Genomic DNA, 22,354 nt, shown 5'->3' on the forward strand with positions numbered 1-22,354 from the left:
GAAACCCGCCCACGTGAGTGGCTGCCCCTTGTGGGCAAAAGCCCCCTTGCTCCTTTTCTCCCTTGGTTGTTCGCGTAGCGTCCCGTAGGGAAGCCCCACCCCTTGTGGGTGGTTTTTCTCCCCTGCTAAGAGCTCCCTGCTCCCCTGCTTTTTTCACGAGCATCCCAATAGCTACGAGCCGCCCGAATCCGCCGACAGACTTCTTTAATCAGCGCATCTCCTGTAAGTGGAATGTTTTGCTTTGACATACTTTAGATGCTATAAATTGCTAATGCCATCGTCACGAGTTAAGTAGGCCGCTGTTTCTGTTCTAGCTTACATACCAGATGGAATTATACAGGTGTGATCGCCTGCAATAATTGAGTGTACATCAACCTTGATATTCCATATCGTTAGCTTCAGCATAACGCTGCATAAAGCGCATAACTCGTTCCCAATGATCATCTTGTTCGATTTCAAATTGGCATTCTACCCGTTGTAATTCATCACCCTCATCACCGCCAAAAATAAATCGAGTTGAAGAAGGAGTAACATTAATTTCGCCTTCTTCATCAGTCAACAGTAAAGAATTTAAAGACGGTTTTGTAAAACTATTAAATCCTTCTATGGCTTGTAATTTATTAAAAGTCATAGCAACGATGCGCTTACCAGACACTTTGCCACGTCGCAAACTGACATTACTGAGTTCTTCAAAAATGCCTGCAAAAAACTGAATTGAGGGTGTAGTAGATGTCATGAGCAATTCACAATGGATAGAGATATTTATCTTGGCGGGTAATATTGTGGGTTGATGATAGGTGACTGATAACCACTCATAGGTATGCTGTTAGTTACAGGAGGATTAATCATGGGTGACGGATAACCATTCATAGGCATCACACCAGTCGCTCCATTAGGTACAGGAGAAGTAATTGTTGGGGACGGATAAACAGTTGTGGGAATATTGTTAATCGTATTGGTTACTGTACTTTGACTAAGGTTTTCGTAAGCAGCACGAGAAATGGAACTGATCAATTTTTCGGCGCGGGGGTCATTATTCGGACGTTTTACCATCACAGAAATGATGTAGCGCTTACCATTGGGAACATCAACTAAACCTGTATCTGCAAGCGTTGTACCAATATCGCCTGTTTTGTGGTATATTCTTGCACCTGCGCCCAAACCAGATGGCAAAAGATGATTTCTTTCTGTGCGTCGCATAATGTCAAGCATGATATCGCGCGATCGCAAACTCACAAAGTTACCTTGATTCAACATTGTCATCAAATTTCCCAATTCTTTGGGGCTGGTGACGTTTGTCCCTTGTAAATCTGGGAGTTGATTGTTAATTACTGTCGTTGTCAATCCCCAATTGCGAAAACGTCGATTTAATGCTTCGATCCCTCCCAGTCGAGCAATCAGCATATTTGTCGCTGTATTGTCGCTAATGGTAATCATTTTGGTAGCAACTTCTAAAGCAGTGTATTGCGTACCAACTGGTTTAAATTGGAAATTCCCGGAACCGCCAGCCACTACATTCTGTTGCATGGTGAGCATTTCATCCAGTCGAATTTTCCCCGCATCGACATCTTGGAAAAAGGCAACCAAAATCGGTATTTTAATGGTGCTGGCTGCGGGAAAACTAGTGGAACCATTAATATCTACATAACCACCATTATCCAAATCTACTAAGAAAACGCCGGGGGTGAGGTCTGGAGTGGTTGCTGCTAAATTCTGCACAGCATTTTTCAATGGGGTAATTTCCTGGGACAGGTATAAATCTGACGTTGCAATTGAGGCATTAGGATTGTTTTGTGGCTGAACTTGACCAGAATTATTCGTGCTAGATGACACCGGAGAAGTTGAATTGATGCGATTAGCCGGATCTAAGACTGACAATAATGTACCAACGATCGCCCCCATGCCAACGCCTACAATTAACAACCGCAGGATATACAACATGGTTCTAGCCATTGGCTTTAACCGCGTCTTTTTCGACACTCGTCTGGTTATTTTCGGTTGTGGCTGCTTCTGCATTCGCACTGTTTTTACTTTGACAGTGCTGGGGTAGGAGGGAGGAATATTGACTGGTTTTCTGGGGATAGGTTTAACTGCGGTTGGCATAACTAGCCCTGGCCTTGGTCTTGGGACACCACCAACAGGCGCAAGAAGCATAGCTTGTCTGACCGCAGGATGCTGCGGTGGTTGCGGAACTCTGACTTTTTTTGGTTCCACTTTTTGAGCTTTGCGCGATCGCTGGCGGCCGTTTACGGGTTGTCGCCGCGAGAAAGCTCTTAGTTTGTCACTTGATTCTGTCACTGCTACTCCTTGTGACTCACTCGAATTTTTTCTTGCAGACTCCCGACCCAAAACTCACTTTTCATCCAGCTTGACGCTGAAATCAACTACTACTACTGAGTAGTGTGTTTAGTTTAAGCCATATTATCTATTTTGGGGGAGATTGCGTATATATTAATCGATGTATCATAAGTTTTCATCATCATTACGATTATTTAGCGCCCATTCTACTTGTCGAAAAATCCCTCGCAACATAGCCACTTCATTAGTTGTTAGACGAGCGCGATTATATAGTTGACGAAATTTTTCCATGCGACTGGCTGCTGTATGGGGATACATATAACCAATGTCTAGCAGCAGTGATTCTAATTGTTGGTAGTATGATTCCACAAGCTCTAAAGGTGCTAATTCTGTTTCTTGGGCTGTCTGAGGTTGAGATATTTCTGCATTTTGAGCCAGTTCATAACAACAAATCCCGACAGCAGTCGCCAAATTCAAAGACGCATAAATCTCACTAGTCGGAATGCGAACAAATCGCTGGGCATAATTTAATTCTTCGTTACTTAATCCCCGGTCTTCTCTGCCAAAAATTAAAGCAGCGGGTTTTTCCGGTTCTTCTAGTAACCAAGGTAGGGCGCTGCGGGGTTCTTCTAGAGGTGTTTCCCAATCACGGACACGAGCCGTTGTAGCGATCGCTCTGACACATCCTTGCAAAGCCTCTGGCAATGTTGCCACCACTACCGCAGATTCTAAAATATCCTTGGCGTGGACTGCCATTTTCATTGCTTCTGGCGATCGCAGGTCACATTGGGGGTTAACTAATATTAGGTGATGTAAACCAAAATTTTTCATCACGCGAGCGATCGCACCCACATTTATTGGGCCAGCTGGTTCCACCAACACAATTCTGACCCCAGACAATATCATTTCTTACCTCCTGTGTACTTTACTTTGTGCATTTTACATAATTCGTAATTAAAACTTACAAGAATTTCCGCCTGGCAGAGTACTTAACTCAATTAATCCATCCTTTTGGCTCCACAAAACAGCCTGATTACCGGAAGAACCAACTACTTGACCGTGATCATTGATATCAATACCATATAAAATCGACCCAATGTCAGTAAAGCCCCCACTGATTTCCCCGACACCCTAAAACCGAACCTACAACCCTGTTTTGGTCATTCAAATTCATAATTCTTCAATCTGTTTAAATATCTGCGGAATGTGGGGTTTAAATTTCCCAATTGAACATTAAAAAGGGAAGCAAATTTATTTTTTTGCCCCCCAATAAGTTTTTTATAAATCAAAGTCACTGTTAAAAAATTCCTAAAAGAAATATGAAGGTTATTCCACAGAATACGAGCAATGAGATAATCATGATATTGCCTATGCTGTGGTCGGTAGTTGTTAGGTTGCGTGAATTATCTTGCATATCCACATATCCCCGGCTTTAGTTAGTTGTGATGCAATTGTAGCCACTGGTGATTTGTATTGTTGCAACTAATATAAAAAGTTTATTTTATTTGACTGAAGTTCAAAATTATTGCTGGTTCATAAGCAAAAAGATTAACTTTTATGATCAAATTACTTGTGATTTATAGGGTAATGAATACTGCTAATATAAATATTTTTTACAAAAAATTATAATTCGTAACTAATATACTGACTAAAAATAAGTATTAATTTACTTTAGTAAAAGTAAATACCAATTTAAAATCAAATTAGATGTTTCAATGAAACTAATCAAAGTGAAAATGATGGAAATCCATCAAGGGATAGCTTTTAGATAAAAAAAATAAATAATTTGCAATCGAGATGGTGTAAGCATTACGTATATTAAATCCTGCCAAAGTAATGAAAATTGTACGCCTATAGTTAGAGTGAAAAATACTGAGTTATCGATATTCTTAGTAAAGAAGAACACGAATGAAGGCTCTAAGCGTTGAAACACAGATGAACTATTTCTATCTGTGTTTATTCGTGTTTTTACCTGTTTATTTTGAGGTAAATATGTCTGAATTGATCCAAGCAGTCCTAGAGAGTGAAGAAAAGAATGATTTACGTTCATTTATGAGCCAATTACGCCAGCAAGAAAAAAATTACTTGCTGCGGAATGACATATTGCATGTGTATAGTGAATATTGCGCTAAAGACGAGAAGCCCGAAAAATTTTACACTTTTTCTCTCTTAGGGAAACTGATCTACTACACCCAAGAAATCATTCAAGAAGACTCCAATTTTTGTTTTATTATTCGTCCTAAGATTGCTAGTCAAGAAGTTTATCGGCTGACAGCAGACTTGAGTGTAGAAGCGATGACAGTACAGGAACTGCTGGATCTGCGCGATCGCTTCGTCAACAAATTCCAACCTAACGAAGGCGACTTGCTAGAACTAGACTTTGGCCCCTTTTATGACTACACACCAGTCATCCGCGACCCCAAAAATATTGGTAAAGGCGTACAGTTTCTCAACCGCTATCTTTCTAGCAAACTCTTCCAAGACCCCAAACAATGGCTAGAAAGCTTATTTAGTTTCTTGCGGTTGCACCACTACAATGGTATTCAACTACTAATTAACGATCGCATCCAATCACAGCAGCAACTTTCGCAACAAGTTAAAAAAGCGATCGCTTTTGTCAACGAACGCCCCAGTGATGAATCCTACGATGGATTTCGGTTTCAATTGCAAACAATGGGTTTTGAACCAGGTTGGGGGAACACAGCAGAACGGGTACAAGAAACCTTAAATATATTAGATGAATTAATTGATTCACCTGCTCCCCAGATTCTAGAAGAATTCATCTCGCGCATCCCGATGATTTTTAGAATCGTCTTGGTGTCCGCACATGGTTGGTTTGGACAAGAAGGAGTTTTGGGACGACCAGATACAGGTGGTCAAGTTGTTTACGTTCTTGACCAAGCCAGGAATTTAGAAAAGCAACTAGAAGAAGATGTGTTACTAGCTGGTTTAGACAGACTTAACGTTAAACCAAAGGTCATTATTCTCTCCCGCTTGATTCCTAATAGCGATGGTACTTTGTGTAACCAAAGGCTAGAAAAAGTCCACGGTACAGAAAACGCCTGGATTTTGCGCGTACCTCTGCGGGACTTCAATCCCAACATGACGCAGAATTGGATTTCTCGATTTGAGTTTTGGCCTTATTTAGAAAGCTTCGCCATTGACTCAGAAAGAGAACTTCTGGCAGAATTCCAAGGTAAACCCGACTTAATCGTAGGTAACTATTCTGATGGGAATTTAGTTGCATTCCTCTTGGCGCGACGGATGAAAGTTACCCAATGCAACATCGCCCATGCTTTAGAAAAATCCAAATACTTGTTTAGTAATCTCTACTGGCAAGATTTAGATGATAAATATCATTTCTCTTTACAATTTACTGCTGATTTGATAGCAATGAACGCTGCCAACTTCGTGATCAGCAGCACCTACCAAGAAATTGTCGGTACACCAGATAGTGTTGGGCAATATGAATCTTATAAATGCTTCACCATGCCTGAGTTGTACCATGTGGTGAATGGCATTGAATTATTTAGCCCTAAATTTAATGTTGTTCCGCCTGGGGTGAACGAGAGTTATTATTTCCCTTACACGCGGACTGAAGACCGAGTAGAAAGTGAATGCGATCGCCTGTCCGAAATGCTGTTTACTCTAGAAGATTCCAGTCAAATTTTTGGCAAACTCGACGACCCCAACAAGCGACCTATCTTTTCAATGGCGCGTCTCGACCGAATTAAAAACCTGACTGGGTTAGCCGAATGTTTTGGTCAAAATAAAGACTTGCAAGAACATTGCAACTTGATTTTAGTAGCAGGTAAGCTGCGTACAGAAGAATCAGATGACAACGAAGAACGCGATGAAATTATCAAACTTTACCACATCATTGACGAATACAATCTTCACGGCAAAATTCGCTGGTTGGGTGTGCGCTTGTCAAAAAGTGATTCTGGCGAAATTTATCGGGTAATTGCTGACCATAAAGGCATCTTTGTACAACCAGCTTTATTTGAAGCCTTTGGTTTAACAATTTTAGAATCAATGGTTTCAGGATTACCTACTTTTGCTACCCAATTTGGTGGGCCATTAGAAATCATTCAAGATAGAGTCAATGGCTTTTACATTAATCCTACCAATTTAGAAGAAACAGCCACAAAAATTCTCGATTTTGTTACTAAATGTGAACAAAATCCTCTCTATTGGGAAACAATTTCGCAGAAAGCTATTGACAGAGTTTACACTACATATACCTGGAAAATTCACACAACTAAGCTGCTAACTTTAGCGCGAATTTATGGGTTTTGGAACTTTACTTCCAAAGAAAATCGTGAGGATTTATTGCGTTATCTTGAAGCTTTGTTCTATTTAATCTACAAACCCAGAGCGCAACAACTATTAGAGCAGCATAAGTACCGATAGTAATTCGTAATTTCTAATTCGTAATTCGTAGTTTTATATTAATTACGAATTACGAATTATCAACTACCTTGTCAGATGCAGCCAAGTTCTTGGCCCGACTATCCCATCAACTCCTAAATTCCGGCGATTTTGAAATGCTTTAACAGCACTCTCTGTCAGCGCACCATAAACGCCATCCACTCGAATAGCATAGCCATTAGCTGTTAGTAGCCGTTGCAAAATTCTGACAGCTAGACCTGAACTACCAAAACGTAGATTTGGGATACTTTGACCAGTGGATCTTTGATATCTGGCCAAAATCATCTCGTCATCATTAACTTGTTGGGCTACAAGGCGTTGTGAACGCGGAAACTTCACCTTGACAGGCTGAAAATTTTTGAATTCAGATAAGCTATATAAGTCTTTAGTAGGCTTTTTCTCTGTTTTTTTTACTAGAATTTTTTCAGGCTCAGAATTAAAAGCTACTAGAGTAGCTTGAGAATTATCTTTGAGCTGCATGAATTCAGGTGGCGTGATATTTGTGTCTGGATAGAATTGAGATGTCTTTCCCTGTGGTGTTTTCTGCACGCCATTGTCTAGCTGAATTACAGGCTGCTTGACTAAATAAGACGGAAATGGTTGTTTTGCAATTAACACACCCGTCATCAGCAGGACAATATCACTCATTGTTTTTGATGTTATTAACACCCATATTTCCTTTGACAGAAAAATTGTCTTGGTTCCGGAATGGTGTGTCTTTAAAATAAAAAAAACTAATAATTTTTTGACGATGAAATGCTCCAATCGTGCCTTGCACAATGGAGAACATCTCGCCTACTTTTTTATGTCCCTGCTTTCCTTGAAAATAATAAACTCCATATAATAAAAAATTTGTTCTACCTTAAGCAGTATCTCTATCGTTTAATAAGATTTGAATAAGAAAATTATCTAATTTTCTAGATTTTATAAAGATACAAAAATATGGTTACATAGCAAACAAAATTGAAAATTAATCTACCTATCAGCAGAAGCGATCACTGTATCAAAGTAGCAAGCGATTCGCTTCTGCTAATTTTCACTACCCAATGCTGTCAATAACTGGATAGAAGTAAAAACCTAACCCTAAAACTGTGTACGCAGCTAACAGCAAAATTCCTTCCAACCAATTGGACTTACCATCAGAACTAATGCTATTGGCAATTAAAACCGACACAGCCACAGCTACCAATTCAAAGGGATTAAAATCCAAATCCATTGGCTGATCAAACACCCACCCTGCTATCACTAACACCGGAGCCACAAATAAGGCAATCTGCATACTAGAACCCACAGCCACAGACACAGAAAGATCCATCTTATTTTTCATGGCTACAGTAACAGCTGTGGCGTGTTCTGCGGCGTTACCAACAATGGGAACTAAAATGACTCCTGTAAATAATGCTGTCAAGCCTAACTGAGACGTAGCTACTTCTAAGGAATCAACCAGCATTTCTGATTCCAGTGCTACTAGCAGAGTACATACCAACAAAACCCCACTCCACAACCACATATTTGGTTGAGCGTGAGAACCTTCCTTTGCTTCCGCCTCAGCGACACCCAGGTCATACAGATAGGCGTGGGTTTTCATCGAAAACAGCAGAGTCAAGGCGTAAACCAAAATTAACACCACTGCAACAGCAAGGGAAAGATGTTGGAGAGTTTGTTCGCCAACTCCTTTAGAAGTGTAGTTCATCGCCGTGGGCAGCAAAATAGCAATTACCGCCAAATTCATCGAAGAAGCATTCACTCGCGCCACAATAGGCTGAAATGTTTGTTCTTTGTGGCGCAGTCCCCCCAAAAACATCGACAAACCCATCACTAGTAGTAAGTTGCTGACTATTGAGCCTGTGATGCTGGCTTTGACTACATCTACCAACCCGGCTTTCAAGGCTACTATAGCAATGATCAATTCTGTGGCATTACCAAAGGTGGCGTTCAATAATCCCCCCAGTGTTGGGCCAACCACCACAGCAATTTCTTCAGTAGCTGTCCCCATCCAAGCTGCTAAAGGCAAAATGGCTAAACCAGCTGCGATAAATACAATTAAGTCTCCCCATTCGAGAAAATGAGCCGCTAACGAAACTGGAATAAACAGTAACAGCACGAAAAAAAGAATGTTTTTACCTGACATTGAGTTACTTTCAGTTAAAGGTATCCTACTAAAATACTGAGTGAGGGATGGGGAAGATGAGGGAGTGAAGGAAGTAAGGTGAGTAACAAATAATTATTTCTGCCTTATCTCCCTCATCACCCGCAGTACTCATAACTCAGCACTTCAATAGGATACTCTCAACCAATGCTTAATCCGTTGAGAGAATCTACTGTGATCACTAGATATACTTCTTGACTAATGACCAAATAATTAGTAATTAGTAATTAGTAATTCGTAATTAAAAAGGGTACAAGCCCCCACTGATGGTAACTACGAATTACGTTAGCGTAGCGGTAGCGAGTCCGCGTACTCCTGCGGAGAAGCAAGCGTTCGACTGAGCTCACGCCGAAGTCCACGCTTTTAGCGTCTCGTAGAGAGCGTCATTATCAATTACGAATTATTTTGACTTTATCTAATCAATTGTGGGCAGCAAATCAAGATTTAGGGCAAGCTTGTCTAGAGCATCCTTTTGTGCAGGGTATAGCTGATGGTACTCTTGAGGAAGGGAAGTTTGCTTACTATGTAGGACAAGATGCTTTTTTCTTGGAAGCTTTTGCTCGTGCTTACAGCATCGCCGCCGCTAAAGCAACAGACTGGAAAGGATTTACTATATTTCACAATTTAGTTGGTGGCGTTTTAGCAGAACTACAATTACATCAAGACTATGCAACTAAGTGGGGAGTCAATTTGCACTCTGTAGAACCAGGCGCAGCTACCCGGCGTTACACAGATTTTTTGTTAGCCACAGCTTGGGGTGGCGATGTCGGTTTAACTGCGGCGGCGATGTCCCCATGTATGCGTTTGTATGCCTTTTTGGGAGAACAGTTAGCTCGTGATGGTATTCCTGATCATCACTATGCAGATTGGATTCGGACTTACAGTAGTGCAGATTTTCAGCCACTGACGCAACAATTAGAAAGTTTGGTGGATAACTACGCCACTAATAACGGTTTAGTTCATTCAACTTACCGCTATGCTATGCTCTGCGAACTTGACTTTTTTCAAGCTGCGTGGACAGTGTAGTAACCTGACACTCAATGCTTTTAACCAGAGTGACTACTCTGCATGAGAAAATCAGATAATACGATCGCAATACAAGCGATGAAGGCAGAGTAGGAAAGAAAGATGTCGGATAATTTGAGAAGCCGGGTTGTAACACAAGGTGTGCAGCGATCGCCAAATCGCGCTATGCTGCGGGCAGTTGGTTTTCAAGATGCAGATTTTACTAAGGCCATTGTCGGTGTTGCTAATGGCTACAGCACCATCACCCCTTGTAACATGGGGATAAATCAACTGGCACAAAGGGCAGAAGCTGGTATCAAAAGTGCTGGAGCAATGCCGCAAATCTTCGGTACAATTACGATTAGTGACGGGATTTCGATGGGAACGGAAGGGATGAAATATTCCCTAGTGTCACGAGAAGTAATTGCCGATTCCATTGAAACCGCCTGTACAGGGCAAAGCATGGATGGTGTGCTGGCCATTGGTGGTTGTGATAAAAATATGCCAGGGGCAATGTTGGCGATCGCCCGCATGAATATTCCGGCTATTTTTGTCTATGGTGGGACAATCAAACCCGGACACTACAAAGGCCGTGATTTAACTGTAGTCAGTTCCTTTGAAGCCGTGGGTGAATACAGCGCTGGCAAAATTGACGCAGGTGAACTAACAGCCGTTGAACAAAATGCCTGTCCTGGTGCTGGTTCTTGCGGTGGGATGTTTACCGCCAATACTATGTCGTCGGCATTTGAAGCCCTGGGGATGAGTTTACCTTATTCTTCCACAATGGCGGCCGAAGATGCCGAAAAAGCCGACAGTACAGAAAAATCTGCGTTTGTTTTAGTAGAAGCCATTCGTCAGCAATTATTGCCGCGGCAGATTATCACCCGCAAATCTATAGAAAATGCTATTTCTGTAATTATGGCAGTTGGTGGTTCTACCAATGCAGTATTACATTTTCTGGCGATCGCCCGTGCAGCTGGTGTGGAATTAACTATAGACGACTTTGAAGTTATCCGCGCCCGTGTTCCCGTACTGTGCGATTTAAAACCCAGCGGTAGATACGTAGCTACAGATTTACATAAAGCTGGTGGTATTCCCCAAGTCATGAAGATGCTGCTGCTGCACGATTTACTGCATGGTGAGTGTATAACGATCACAGGTCAAACTATTGCAGAAATTCTTGCCGATGTGCCAAATGAACCTAGCCCTGACCAGGATGTGATTCGTCCTTGGGATAAGCCAATGTATGCTCAAGGTCACTTGGCAATTCTCAAAGGTAACTTAGCTACAGAAGGTGCAGTTGCCAAAATTACTGGGGTGAAGAAGGCGACAATTACAGGCCCTGCACGGGTATTTGAATCGGAAGAATCTTGTTTAGATGCCATTTTAGCAGGCAAGATTAAAGCTGGTGATGTCCTCGTGATTCGTTACGAAGGCCCCAAAGGTGGCCCTGGAATGCGAGAAATGTTAGCTCCCACCTCTGCACTGATTGGTGCTGGTTTGGGTGATGCGGTCGGTTTAATTACCGATGGACGTTTCTCAGGCGGTACTTACGGTATGGTAGTGGGTCATGTTGCGCCAGAAGCAGCTGTTGGGGGAGCGATCGCCCTAGTAGAAGAAGGTGATAGCATCACCATTGATGCACCATCTCGCTTGTTGCAGTTAAATGTTTCTGATGACGAATTAGCCCGTCGCCGTGCCAACTGGCAACCCCCAGCACCTCGTTACACTAAAGGCGTATTGGCGAAATATGCCAAGTTGGTATCTTCTAGTAGTCTTGGTGCGGTGACTGATTTAGATTTGTTCGAGAGTTAGAAAACATTTCAGCAATCAAGCTGTTGTGCATCTAACATACATACACATTTTCTCGTGTTGACTGTTAACCGTTAGCAGTCAACAAATCTCATGAGTTTTTTTATTTTAGATAAGTAATATCTTTTGCATAACTACTTAGTAGTATTACATAAAATAGCAATTTATAAATATTTGCTAAATTTACCTTTTCCTAGTATTTTCTTAACCTTAATTCAGTACATTTTCGAGGACTGGCTACACAAAAAATACTGCAAGTTAAATTGCAGCATTTACAAAAATACTCAGCATGGTCGAAATTTTGTGTTGCTTGTCCGTATTTTTATGGGTTTAACGCTTATGACAGCCACAAAACTGAATCTTGGTGATATTGCGATCGCTAGTGACATTACTTAAAAGAAACGAGGCAGAGTAGACGATTTTGAGCGTAGAGAAACGCCATCATCCGACTGTGCTATGAAAGCTCACACCGCAAATCACACAACTACTTAAATTAGGAGAATTTGTTATGGCGCTGAATACAGGCGATATCGCATTTGTAGGTTTTAACTCAGATGGTAACGATAACCTGGCGTTTGTTACATTTGTTCAGATTGAACCTGGAACTGAAATCCACTTTACTGACAATGAGTGGACAGGTTCAAGTTTTAATACTGGGGAATCTGGGTTTACTTGGACTGCTAGTTCTACTATTACCCCTGGTACAGTTGTCACTATCGATAACATTGGCTCCGGCACAATCTCATCTAATCTGGGAACTGTAGCTTTTTTTGATTCCAGTAACCGAGGTATTGCTAATTCTACTGAAATTGTCTATGCCTACGTTGGTGCAACAAGTACACCAACAGCATTTCTCACAGCTATAGGCAATAACACATTAACAGGTGTCGGTGGCGGTGGCGCAACAGTAACTCTCAATGGTACTGGCCTCACGGTCGGTACTAATGCCATTGAATTTGCATCTAGAGATGCTGATGCTGATATTGCTGCATACAATGGTACTCGCTCTGGACAAGCAAACTTCAGTGCTTATCTTTCCGAGATCAATAATCCAGCAAACTGGCAAACACAAGATGCAAGCGGTGATCAAAGCGCTGATGGAATCGCACCAGATTTGCCATTTAGTGCCACTGCATTTACTATCAATGGCGGCAATCCTACGGTCAACTTGTCTGTTAGCCCCAGCATAGGAATTGAAGCAGACACAACCGTAATTACTGTAACAGCAACTGCATCCAGTGCTGTATCTGGCGATCAAACCGTTAACTTAGGGGTATCGGGAACAGGTATCACCGCCGGAGATTTCATCCTCAGCAACAACATCATCACTATCCCTGACGGACAAACAACAGCTTCTGTCACTTTTACAGTTGTGGATGATGAATTAATTGAAGGTACAGAAACAGCAATTCTGACTATCAGTAACCCTACTGCGGGGATTACCCTCGGCACAACAGCACAAAACATCACAATTACTGATAACGATTTTCCGGCTGTTCCCATTGTTGATTTATCCGTCAGCACCAACACTGCTTCAGAAGCAAATGCAACAGCAATCACTGTCACAGCTACTGCATCCAGCGCCGTCTCTGGCAATCAAACAGTTAATTTAGGGGTTTCGGGAACAGGTATCACCGCCGGAGATTTTTATCTCACCAGTAACACCATTACCATTCTCGACGGACAAACTAGCGGTTCTGTTACTTTTATTGTGGCCGATGATGCGATCGCCGAAGGCACAGAAACAGCAATTTTGACAATTGGTACACCTTCGGCTGGTATCGCCCTAGGTACTACAACTTCCCAAAATATTGCAATCACCAACAACAACTCCAGCACTTTACAAAGAGTTGGTACTATTACCAGTGCTAATGGAGCCGAAATTTCTGCCTTTGATCCGGGAAGCGATCGCTTGTTTGTGGTTGCAGGTAGCACCGTTGAAACTTATAGCCTCAGCAGCACAGGCACACTAGCCTTAGTTGGTGCTTTAACACCAGGATTTACACTGCCTTTAGGCACACAAGCTCTTCCCAACAGTGTAGCAGTTAGCAACGGCATTGTGGCAGTTGCCTACGCCATTCAAAACACCACCACAGACGCGCAACAAACAGGACAGGTAAGTTTCTACAATGCGGTTGATGGCACATTTTTAAACTCCGTGGCTGTGGGTGCATTACCCGATATGCTCACCTTCACACCCGATGGCACAAGGGTATTAGTCGCCAACGAAGGAGAACCCAACAGTTACGGCCAAACAGATTCTGTTGATCCTGAAGGTTCCATCAGTATTATCGACGTTTCTGGGGGTGTAGCCAGTGCGACTGTTACCACCGCCACATTTACTAGCTTCAACAGTCAAATCGATGAACTCCGCGCCGCAGGTGTGAGAATTACTGGCCCCGGCGCGACAGTAGCCCAAGACTTAGAACCAGAATACATTGCAATATCAGCAGATGGTTTAACTGCCCAGATTACTCTGCAAGAAAATAATGCGATCGCTATTCTTGATATTGCCAGCGCTACAATTACCAACATTGTGCCGTTGGGTACAAAAGACTTTAGTCTACCAGGAAATGGATTTGATGCCAGCGATCGCGACGGCGGAATCAACATTCAGAATTGGCCTGTATCTGGATTTTATCAACCAGATGCGATCGCCAGCTTCACCGCCAACGGCCAAACCTACTACATCACCGCTAACGAAGGTGATGCGCGGGACTACCCAGGATTTAATGAAGAAAGTCGTGTAGGTGCAGCCTCGTATGTTTTAGATCCCACAGTTTTCCCCAATGCCGCCAGCCTTAAGGACAACGCCAACCTGGGACGGTTAATCGTAACCAATGTTTCCGGCGACACTGACGGCGATGGTGATTTTGACCGTATAGAAGCATTTGGAGCGCGTTCCTTCTCTATTTGGGATGCCAACGGTAGTCAAGTTTTTGACAGTGGCGATCAATTTGAACAAATCACAGCCACCAGAGTCCCAACTTTGTTTAATTCCGATGGCACTGCTGCTAGTTTTGATAGCCGCAGCGATAACAGAGGCCCAGAACCCGAAGGCGTGGTAGTTGGCGTGATTAACAACCGCACCTATGCCTTTATTGGTTTAGAACGCACTGGTGATGTTATTGTCTACGATGTCACAAATCCCAATAACCCAACCTTTGTTCAATACATCAACACACCAGAAGACCTTGGTACTGAAGGGTTGACCTTTGTTTCAGCAACAGACAGTCCCACAGGTAGACCTCTACTAGTCACAACCAGCGAAGTCAGCAGAACTGTGACAGTATTTGAAGTCAACCCACCCGCGCGGATTAGCGACATTCAAGGAACTAGTCATATCTCCCCCTTCAATGGTCAAGCTGTGACAAATGTACCGGGGATTGTCACAGCAGTGGCAAATAATGGATTTTACTTACAAGACCTCAATCCCGACAACGACGATCGCACTTCCGAAGGGATTTTCGTTTTCACCGGATCACTACCAACTGTACAAGTAGGCGATTCTATACTAGTAAACGGTACAGTATCTGAGTTTCGTCCTGGCGGTGCAACTGCTGCAAACTTGACAACTACCCAAATTGTTAGCCCCGTAATCACCGTCCTCTCACAAAATAATCCTCTACCGGCTGCCATAATCCTGGGCAATGGTGGACGCGCCATCCCAACTACAGTCATTGATGATGATTCCATCAGCAACGTTGAAATCAACAGCATTTTTGATCCAGCCAATGATGGCATTGATTTCTACGAAAGCCTAGAAGGCACATTGGTACAAATTAACAACCCAGTTGCAGTCAGCCCGACTAATGGTTTTGGGGAAGTTTGGGTATTGGCAGATAATGGCGAAAATGCGACTGGACGCACAGCCCGTGGTGGTATTGCTGTCAGTGCCAATGACTTTAACCCAGAACGCATCCAAATTGATGATAATTTGTTGCCTGGTGGCACTCCTCAAGTTAGCGTAGGTGCGACCTTCGACACAATTGTCGGCGTGGTTGCTTACAATTTCAACAATTTTGAAGTACTGCCAACCTCTCTCACTGTCACCGCACCCAGTCCTCTGGAAAGGGAAGTCACAAATCTAACTGCTACCGCCGACCAATTAACAGTAGCCACTTTCAACGTCGAAAACCTTGATCCTAGTGATGGTGCAACTCAGTTTGCTAACTTGGCTAACCGCATTGTCAATAACCTGAAATCACCAGACATCCTTTCCCTAGAAGAAATTCAGGATAATAGTGGGGCGACAAATAACGGTATAGTTGATGCGAGTCAGACTTATCAGTTATTAATAGATGCGATCGCACAAGCTGGTGGCCCCACCTACGAATTTCGTCAAATTGACCCAGTGAACAACACGACTGGTGGTCAACCAGGTGGGAATATTCGCGTGGGCTATTTGTTTAACCCTGAACGTGTCGACTTTGTTGACCGTCCCGGTGGTGGTTCTACAACTAGCATCTCAGTCACCGACGTTGATGGTGTGCCAACACTTTCTGCTAGTCCTGGTTTTATTGACCCCACTAACTCCGCTTTCAACAACAGCCGTAGACCTTTAGTTGGTGAGTTCGTCTTCAACGGTCAAACTATTTATCTCATTGGCAATCACTTTAACTCCAAAGGTGGCGACCAACCTTTGTTCGGGCCAAGTCAACCCCCAATCTTGTTCACCGAGGTACAACGTCAGCAACAAGCCATCCTAGTCAGAGACTTTGTGCAGGAGATTTTGGCAATTGACCCCAATGCCAATGTGATTGTACTGGGTGACTTGAATGATTTTGAGTTTTCCAATCCAATTAACACCATTGAAAGCGCTGGACTAACTGCTTTAGTTGAAACTCTTCCCGAAAATGAGCGTTACACCTTCAACTTTCAGGGTAATTCCCAGGTACTTGACCACATTCTAGTAAGTGGTAACTTGCTCAACAAACTAGATGGTTATGATATCGTTCACATCAACTCAGAGTTTTTTGATCAAGACAGTGACCATGATCCTAGTGTGGCGAGATTTAACATCCCAGCCAACCAAGCGCCAATTGCTAACAACGACAGCGCCACAACCACTGATATTCAACCAGTAATCATTAATGTTTTGGCCAATGATAGCGACCAGAATAACGATCCGCTAACTATCGACAGCTTCACCAATCCAACAACAGGCAATTTGGTGATCAATGACGATAACACCTTTACCTACACACCCCAAATTGGCTTCTCTGGTGCTGACAGTTTCACTTACACCATCAGTGATGGCAATTTAACTGCTACAGCCACAGTTGACCTAACAGTTACCCTTGGTAGCAACCAGATTAACGGCACTTCTGGTAATGATGTCCTCCGGGGAACTGGCAGAATTGACGTTATCCGTGGTTTCGCTGGTAACGATATAATTAGCGGCTTAGGTGATAACGATGTCATTTATGGTGGGGATGGTAATGACATCCTGAATGGCAACGCTGGTGATGATAGCCTTTACGGTGAGAATGGTAATGATATCCTCAATGGTGGGGATGGTAATGATAGCCTGTACGGTGAGGATGGCAATGATATCCTCAATGGTGGGGATGGTAATGATAGCCTCTACGGTGGGGATGGTAATGACATCCTGAATGGCAACGCTGGTGATGACACCCTAGTAGGTGGAGATGGCAATGACACCTTAGTAGGCGGTGCAGGTAATGACATTCTCATTGGTGGCTTAGGTCGAAATATTTTGACTGGTGGCGGTGGTAGAGATAGTTTCTATCTAACTAATGCTGGTGATAGTGATTTTGACACCATCATTGATTTTGCTCGTGGTGTTGATAGTCTCGTTGTCTCCAAGTCAGAATTTGGACTTGACCAAGCATTGGGTACACTTGACCCCGGTCTATTCCGTCTCGGTACAAGTGCTACCGCAGACAGCGATCGCTTTATCTACGATCGGAATACAGGTAAACTGTTCTTTGATGAGGATGGCGTTGGCAGTGCAGCCAAAGTTCAGATAGCTCAGTTATCTACCAGACCAATTCTCGGCAATACCGATATCACTGTGATTGCATAGCTTGATAATCGGTACTAGCAAATCTGGACAGCGCAAAATCTAATATAGTAGGGTGGGCGATTCGTCCCACCCTCATAATTAAAACCCATAAACTGCAACTGCTTGATCTGCGATCGCTTTCACCTATTCAAATTCCCTCACATCGGCAACAACTGCGATCGCTTCATCAGTCTCTATCGCTTGTTCTACCCCTGTTTTAGAAATTTCTAGCCATTGTCTTAGATATCATCTTGCTCGGTAAGCGTCCGTTGCTCATAGTCTGTAATGATGCTCTGAACGTCATCTGCGGCAATATCGACTTGTTCAGATTTTGTGTAAACGGTCAGCAAAATGATTCCTGTTGCTGTTTTGACGTAATAAATCAGACGATAGCCGCTACTTTTACCTTTTTGAGCGTCGCTATTTCGGACTCTCAACTTGAAGACTGTATAATCAACACCAGGTATTCGATCTCCTGGCAACTCTCCTTGCTCAAGTTGTTCGATAACAGGTTGTATGTCATTCCGAATACTGCGATATTTCTTAGCAAGAGCGTGTAGATTTCGTTTAAACGTTGGCGAAGCTTCAACTTGAATCAAAGGCTGATCAAGCATCTTCCAGACCTTCCCAAAGTTGAGCAACGGGAATCGTTTGCCCAGTAATGGCTTCGTGCCAAGCTTGCCGGAAATCTGCTAAAACTTCTGCTTGAGATTGATCATCCAGAACTTCTTCTTCAGGGATTAGCACAATGACTTCTACTCGGCTATTTTTATCAGTTAAAAGCGGATAATCTAAAGTTAGTTGTCCCTCCTCATTGATTGTTGCCATGACTTTAAGTGCTTTCATGATTACTCCCAGATGGTTTAAGTAGTAGCGGTTAGGGTGATGCCTAATGCTTCAAGTTGCTGGTTTATCCAAGTTTTAGCTGCGGCTTCATCAGTCTCATTCGCCCGTTCTACTCCTGTTTTAGCAATTTCTAGTATTATTCATTCACTATGGAAAATATCGATATATTTCCTTGCGATGTAATACACGAACAAAGGTAATCATATTTTCATCTTCAGCAAAGCCAATTCGATAGTCACCAACTCGGATACGGTAGTAATTTCCATCTGCTTTAAGTTTTTTGAGGTTGCTGATTTCCGAGAGACTTTCAGCAGTTTCCACTTGTTCTATGACAGTTTTAATTCTCAAAAGCAAGTCTTCATCTTGAATCTTACCCAGATCCTTTTCAAAGCTTTTTCTGAACTCGACTTTCACGATTTCGGCTCCAAAAGTTGAAAGATGGAGTCGCGGCTAACTAGTTCAGTGGTTTCACCTTCTGCGATCGCACGTTCCATTGCTATGTCTTCAATAATTTCTGCCAGAAATTCAGAGACTTCCTCACGGTTATCACGAATCAATTCGACGATCGCACTTTTCAAGATTTCCTTAAGTTGTTCTGGGTTTAAAGTAATTTCAGACATTATGCCTCCATTAAATTAAGTTAAATTTAATAAATTAGTCCCAATAGCTTCAAGTTGCTGGTTTATCCAAGTGGTTGCTGTCGCTTCATCAGTCTCAATTGCCCGTTCTACTCCTGTTTTAGCAATTTCTAGCAGTTGTTTGGATTTTAGTTTTAATGAAAATGATGACTTTATCTTCTCAACAATCTTTTGCTGTTGAGGTTTTGGTAAAATTGGAATTAACAAATTGGCTAAATCCGGTTGAGAAATGCTGTAGTAAGCCACACCATGAACTCGACGTTCAACCTGTAAGTAACCAAATTTTGAATTTAAAAATAAACTGACATACTCTGGTAAAACTTTTTGTCTAGACACTGAAGTTAGACGCAAAAGCATAATTTCACTACTAATAATCCCATTAACTTCTAGTTCTGTAACAACTGCGGAATTACCAAAACTACCTTTACGGGTAAAAAGAATATCTCCGACTTGTAGACCCACAGGCTTATCAACATCAGCCATCGTGATGGGAATTTTTACGGCACTTTCAAGATTAATCTGTCCGTTTTTGACATCGCCAACGCGAATATAAGGCGTACCTTCTTCTGTATACTCTCGATAGTCAAAACCGTTTTGAATTGGTTTTATCAATGAACCTAAGTTTTGAAATGGAAAACCACAATCTTTAATAGCTTCTTCTACCTCATCATATTTTGGCTGGTAATATTCAGCGTCTAAGCGACCGGAGGACAGGAACGACTCAGCAAAACTCTTGACGGCAACGGTTTCTTCCGTGGGTTGCCAGTCCTTCAAGCCAAGCTCCGACAACAGCAAATCCTCAGCTTGTTGGTAAGAGTTATTAGCCTTTTCTATGGAAGAGTGTCCCAACAGAACTAATCTCTGAATCTTATCTTTAAAATCAATTGTAGTTCTGGCAATTTTGATTAAGCCAATTGTCTCTAGATTTAACCACTGCTGAACATTGCCAGTTGAAGTACGATTAACCTGTTCACATCCATACTTTGAAATCAAATATGTTGAAATAAAATATGGATACAAATTTTCACGTTTTAGCTTTATTTGTGCTAAATTTTGGTTTGCACTACAGGGTAATATTTCTTTCTTGACTACTGCCGCATTGCCTAAGCTTCCTACTCTAGGTATGAGAATATCATTTTCTTCTAATTTAAGTGAAAGCCTTTGATAAATTGTTTTACCGATATATACGCAGTCACTTAAGTCAATATAATTTGACTTCACATTCTGATTTCTTAAGAAAAAAATTCCATGCTCTTCAAATTCAACAAAGTTCATTTGGGAATATGCGCCAAAGTCAGTTATCTTTTCTGACAAAGCATCCAATCTATCAAAGCCAATCTTAACTAATTCTTTGTTTAATTGAATATATTTCTTCTGAAAAAAATCATTATCAATTCTTAAATATTTATTGTCTTCTTGCACAAATTTTAGATTCAATTCAACCGCTTCAAGCCCATCCATTAACCGCCGATACTTCTCTGCATCAAACGGCGTAACAGATGGGCTGAGTTCAAAAAAACTGAGGTTCTCCTTTTTAGCAAACTCAATAAATGCTTCTGCAATGCCGTCTTCCGTCAGCCCTTCGTGATTATACAGATCATGATCTACCACCAAATGACCATGATCATCTTGCAAAAAAGCACTCTCTACCCCAACGACTCGTTGCACCGGAGAAGGCGGCATCAAATCACTGATTTCATCATTGCTCAGTGAAGCTGTAGACGATGAAATTTTGCGCCAAATCTTGTCTCCAGAGTTATCTTTCCCCGATTTTCGCATCGTAGCAAAAAAGATGTTGTAGTCATCCTGTCGGGGACAAAGTGCGCCAGCTTTGGGGTCATCGTTCCATTTCTGTAAAAACAGCACTGAGGTTTTTGTGCCTGTGTGCGGCTTAAAAGTATTGCCATGCAGTCCTACCACTGCCAAAATCCGGCAGCGTTCCGCAATAAAATCTCGAATGTTCTTATCCGAAGAGTTATTAAACCGTCCCTGGGGAAGCACGATCGCCATTCTCCCCCCTGGTTTCAAAAAATCCAAGTTGCGCTCAATAAACAAAATGTCACGCCCTACTTTACTTTGCCACTTGCCATCCGGCTTTTTCGCCAGGTCATAGCGGGCAATCATGCGCGGTTCTTTGATGTCTCCCGCAAAGGGCGGATTCGCCATCAGCACATCAAACTGAAACTCTCGATAGTCCTTGCTACCTTTCGGTCGCAGCTTTTTCAGCCGCCTGAACCCCTCATGGTAAATATCATCCCATTCTTCTTGCTCAGTGACTTCATCCCACAGTTCATAATCCAGGGTGTTTAGGTGCAATACATTTGTCTGTCCATCCCCTGCAATCAAGTTTAGCGTCCGCGCTACCCGCACCGCCTTTTCATCAAAATCGATCGCAAATACCTTGTCTTCTACATACTCTTTACATCGGGGCGGCTTATCTTCCAGGGAAAACAAATGGCTTGCTTGCAATCCCTCATCCGCTAAAATCTGCCGCCACACATGAAAAATCGTATGCACCGGAAAACCCGATGACCCTGCCGCCGTATCAATCATGTACTCATCCTCTTGTGGGTTGAGCATTTTCACACACATATCAATTACGTAGCGCGGCGTAAAAAACTGCCCCTTTTCGCCTTTGCTACTTTGGTTGATCAAATACTCAAAGGCTTCATCGATCACATCCAGGTTGGAGTTAAACAGCTTGACATTTTCTAAGGACGACACACAAACCGACAGGTGAGACGGCGTGAGGCTGATTTTGGCATCCTCACTAAAGACCCCTTCCCATTTCTTCTTGGCTTTGTCGAATAAATCCTGAATCTTAGTTTTCAGTGCGGCTTCTGTCTGTCCCGTATTGCGAAATTCTAAAGAACGGGTCGATCGCCTGTTGCCTTGCCCAGAATACCACTCATCATAGAGCTTGGTGAAAATTAGCTTAAACAGTTCCTCAAATACATCTACTCCAGCATTGGCTAACACCTCATCTTCCATTTCTTCGATTAAGGTCTTGAGCGATTTAGCCCTCTTCTGTCACTTTCCGGAATAAGCAAGTAGTTCAGGAGCTAAATCATCCAGAAGCATAAAAGGGTTTAAATTGATTCATGGCTGCAATTAAATGATTGAATCCCAGTAACAAATGTGAATTAG

At 42.5% G+C, this 22,354-nt stretch carries 14 protein-coding genes; 4 read left to right on the plus strand and 10 right to left on the minus strand.

What is annotated here, in order from left to right; genetic code table 11:
- Positions 1 to 370 precede the first annotated feature (370 nt).
- The 3 genes from psb28 to IQ259_RS23605 all read right to left on the minus strand — a co-directional run bounded on the left by psb28 (position 371) and on the right by IQ259_RS23605 (position 3,204).
- On the minus strand, positions 371 to 736 hold the full coding sequence (gene psb28 / locus IQ259_RS23595) for a photosystem II reaction center protein Psb28 (protein WP_193888452.1): 366 nt from the start codon (positions 734 to 736) through the stop codon (positions 371 to 373).
- Positions 737 to 762: 26 nt separating this feature from the next.
- Complete coding sequence (locus IQ259_RS23600; RefSeq protein WP_193888453.1) at positions 763 to 2,298, minus strand: serine hydrolase; 1,536 nt, start codon at positions 2,296 to 2,298, stop codon at positions 763 to 765.
- A 165-nt stretch (positions 2,299 to 2,463) separates the two neighbouring features.
- Positions 2,464 to 3,204 (minus strand): RNA methyltransferase, encoded by a 741-nt coding sequence (locus IQ259_RS23605; protein WP_193888454.1) that lies wholly within the window; start codon positions 3,202 to 3,204, stop codon positions 2,464 to 2,466.
- A 1,086-nt stretch (positions 3,205 to 4,290) separates the two neighbouring features.
- Here IQ259_RS23605 and IQ259_RS23610 point away from each other — a divergent pair.
- A complete protein-coding gene (locus IQ259_RS23610) occupies positions 4,291 to 6,711 on the plus strand; it encodes a sucrose synthase (protein ID WP_193888455.1) in 2,421 nt (806 codons plus the stop codon).
- 63 nt (positions 6,712 to 6,774) lie between these two features.
- Here the strand turns inward: IQ259_RS23610 and IQ259_RS23615 are convergent, their stop codons facing one another.
- Together IQ259_RS23615 and cax are read right to left on the minus strand one after the other, a co-directional pair.
- A complete protein-coding gene (locus IQ259_RS23615; RefSeq protein ID WP_228014733.1) occupies positions 6,775 to 7,377 on the minus strand; it encodes a peptidoglycan-binding protein in 603 nt (200 codons plus the stop codon).
- Between the two features lie 391 nt (positions 7,378 to 7,768).
- Entirely contained in the window at positions 7,769 to 8,860 is a 1,092-nt protein-coding gene (cax, locus tag IQ259_RS23620) for a calcium/proton exchanger (protein ID WP_193888456.1), read from the minus strand.
- A 423-nt stretch (positions 8,861 to 9,283) separates the two neighbouring features.
- Here cax and IQ259_RS23625 point away from each other — a divergent pair, with 423 nt between their 5' ends.
- From IQ259_RS23625 to IQ259_RS23635, 3 genes are all read left to right on the plus strand, one after another.
- On the plus strand, positions 9,284 to 9,904 hold the full coding sequence (locus IQ259_RS23625; protein WP_193888457.1) for a TenA family protein: 621 nt from the start codon (positions 9,284 to 9,286) through the stop codon (positions 9,902 to 9,904).
- A gap of 102 nt (positions 9,905 to 10,006) precedes the next feature.
- The gene (gene ilvD / locus IQ259_RS23630; RefSeq protein ID WP_193888458.1) at positions 10,007 to 11,698 is read left to right on the plus strand and encodes a dihydroxy-acid dehydratase; all 1,692 of its coding nucleotides are present in this window, start codon (positions 10,007 to 10,009) and stop codon (positions 11,696 to 11,698) included.
- A gap of 505 nt (positions 11,699 to 12,203) precedes the next feature.
- Complete coding sequence (locus IQ259_RS23635; RefSeq protein WP_193888459.1) at positions 12,204 to 17,744, plus strand: choice-of-anchor I family protein; 5,541 nt, start codon at positions 12,204 to 12,206, stop codon at positions 17,742 to 17,744.
- 218 nt (positions 17,745 to 17,962) lie between these two features.
- On the opposite strand, the gene IQ259_RS23640 is transcribed toward IQ259_RS23635, so the two are convergent.
- The 5 genes from IQ259_RS23640 to IQ259_RS23660 form a co-directional block, all read right to left on the minus strand.
- Positions 17,963 to 18,337: a type II toxin-antitoxin system RelE/ParE family toxin gene (locus IQ259_RS23640; RefSeq protein ID WP_193888460.1), complete on the minus strand. Its 375-nt coding sequence runs from the start codon at positions 18,335 to 18,337 to the stop codon at positions 17,963 to 17,965.
- A complete protein-coding gene (locus IQ259_RS23645) occupies positions 18,330 to 18,569 on the minus strand; it encodes a hypothetical protein (protein ID WP_193888461.1) in 240 nt (79 codons plus the stop codon). Before IQ259_RS23645 ends, IQ259_RS23640 begins: the two co-directional genes overlap by 8 nt.
- A 147-nt stretch (positions 18,570 to 18,716) precedes the next feature.
- On the minus strand, positions 18,717 to 18,983 hold the full coding sequence (locus IQ259_RS23650; protein WP_193888462.1) for a type II toxin-antitoxin system RelE/ParE family toxin: 267 nt from the start codon (positions 18,981 to 18,983) through the stop codon (positions 18,717 to 18,719).
- Entirely contained in the window at positions 18,980 to 19,189 is a 210-nt protein-coding gene (locus IQ259_RS23655; RefSeq protein ID WP_086691464.1) for a hypothetical protein, read from the minus strand. Before IQ259_RS23655 ends, IQ259_RS23650 begins: the two co-directional genes overlap by 4 nt.
- Positions 19,190 to 19,204: 15 nt before the next feature.
- Positions 19,205 to 22,198: an N-6 DNA methylase gene (locus tag IQ259_RS23660; protein WP_228014734.1), complete on the minus strand. Its 2,994-nt coding sequence runs from the start codon at positions 22,196 to 22,198 to the stop codon at positions 19,205 to 19,207.
- Between the last annotated feature and the right edge of the window lie 156 nt (positions 22,199 to 22,354).

Source organism: Fortiea sp. LEGE XX443, assembly GCF_015206815.1.
Classification (GTDB): Bacteria; Cyanobacteriota; Cyanobacteriia; order Cyanobacteriales; family Nostocaceae; genus Nostoc_B.

Excerpts from the sequence above, each read along its gene's own strand:
- IQ259_RS23655 (WP_086691464.1), bottom strand. The coding sequence starts at position 19,189 with ATGTCTGAAATTACTTTAAACCCAGAACAACTTAAGGAAATCTTGAAA.
- cax (WP_193888456.1), bottom strand. The coding sequence starts at position 8,860 with ATGTCAGGTAAAAACATTCTTTTTTTCGTGCTGTTACTGTTTATTCCA.
- IQ259_RS23615 (WP_228014733.1), bottom strand. The coding sequence starts at position 7,377 with ATGAGTGATATTGTCCTGCTGATGACGGGTGTGTTAATTGCAAAACAA.
- IQ259_RS23645 (WP_193888461.1), bottom strand. The coding sequence starts at position 18,569 with ATGAAAGCACTTAAAGTCATGGCAACAATCAATGAGGAGGGACAACTA.
- IQ259_RS23610 (WP_193888455.1), top strand. The coding sequence starts at position 4,291 with ATGTCTGAATTGATCCAAGCAGTCCTAGAGAGTGAAGAAAAGAATGAT.
- IQ259_RS23605 (WP_193888454.1), bottom strand. The coding sequence starts at position 3,204 with ATGATATTGTCTGGGGTCAGAATTGTGTTGGTGGAACCAGCTGGCCCA.
- psb28 (WP_193888452.1), bottom strand. The coding sequence starts at position 736 with ATGACATCTACTACACCCTCAATTCAGTTTTTTGCAGGCATTTTTGAA.
- IQ259_RS23660 (WP_228014734.1), bottom strand. The coding sequence starts at position 22,198 with ATGGAAGATGAGGTGTTAGCCAATGCTGGAGTAGATGTATTTGAGGAA.
- IQ259_RS23640 (WP_193888460.1), bottom strand. The coding sequence starts at position 18,337 with ATGCTTGATCAGCCTTTGATTCAAGTTGAAGCTTCGCCAACGTTTAAA.
- IQ259_RS23635 (WP_193888459.1), top strand. The coding sequence starts at position 12,204 with ATGGCGCTGAATACAGGCGATATCGCATTTGTAGGTTTTAACTCAGAT.
- ilvD (WP_193888458.1), top strand. The coding sequence starts at position 10,007 with ATGTCGGATAATTTGAGAAGCCGGGTTGTAACACAAGGTGTGCAGCGA.